Annotated in this window: 2 protein-coding genes; one reads left to right on the top strand and one right to left on the bottom strand. The window is 47.0% G+C overall.

Features of this window, described 5'->3' with window-relative positions; translation table 11 throughout:
- Positions 1–17 precede the first annotated feature (17 nt).
- Entirely contained in the window at positions 18–149 is a 132-nt protein-coding gene (locus tag LKK83_RS18925) for a hypothetical protein (RefSeq protein WP_324632836.1), read from the bottom strand.
- A 100-nt stretch (positions 150–249) separates the two neighbouring features.
- Here LKK83_RS18925 and LKK83_RS18920 point away from each other — a divergent pair, with 100 nt between their 5' ends.
- A complete protein-coding gene (locus tag LKK83_RS18920; protein ID WP_324632835.1) occupies positions 250–396 on the top strand; it encodes a hypothetical protein in 147 nt (48 codons plus the stop codon).
- The last annotated feature ends 227 nt before the right edge of the window (positions 397–623 follow it).

Here is a 623-nt window from a genome sequence, read left to right as displayed (position 1 = left end):
TTAGGCTGGTCAGGTGGTTAGAAGTACAAGCCCCTGGCTTTAGACATGGGGTTGGTTTCTACGGAGTCCCTGACGCTAATAAAATAGGACTTGAGCGCGCTCAGCTCGGTTTGGCGATCGATTTGAGTGGTTCGACATTGAGTTTGCATGGTGATTTCTAGAACTCAATTACTAACAGGGTTTACTGTGAAATTTTACTCCAATCGGAATCGGGTGAATTTCGATGGAGGGGTTTGAGGTTTCATCGGGATGCCATCCTGGGACTCGGAAGAGATTCCCGTGGAGAAAATTTCCCCGGAGATCGACGCAGAGGATGGCTGCGCCCTACGCTATCCCGACGGCGATCGCGCCTTCAAAGCAGGTCTCTATCGGCCTAAATTTACAGGATGTCGCTGAGGAATCAAAAGTCAACGGCGAGAGAGAGGTTTTGCTTATCGACGCAATTGGATAAAGTTATTATGACATCCTTTGACTCAAACCGTATCGGAGAAATCCCCGATCTTTGGCGACATTGGGAAGTATTATTACATAAAAAATCCAGAGTAATGGTTGATACTCCCTACGGATAAATCCGAGGGATTCTTAAAGAGTCCAAAGTCGGACTTTTAAAGGCGCTTTTCCCC

It is taken from the genome of Phormidium sp. CCY1219 (assembly GCF_035615515.1).
Taxonomy (GTDB): Bacteria; Cyanobacteriota; Cyanobacteriia; order Cyanobacteriales; family Laspinemataceae; genus CCY1219.
Note: the sequence above shows the minus strand (reverse complement) of the source record. Positions and strands in the feature narration are given on the sequence as shown.

What these genes read in the sequence shown, in the direction of transcription:
- LKK83_RS18925 (WP_324632836.1), bottom strand. Translation starts at nt 149, where the DNA reads ATGCAAACTCAATGTCGAACCACTCAAATCGATCGCCAAACCGAGCTG.
- LKK83_RS18920 (WP_324632835.1), top strand. Translation starts at nt 250, where the DNA reads ATGCCATCCTGGGACTCGGAAGAGATTCCCGTGGAGAAAATTTCCCCG.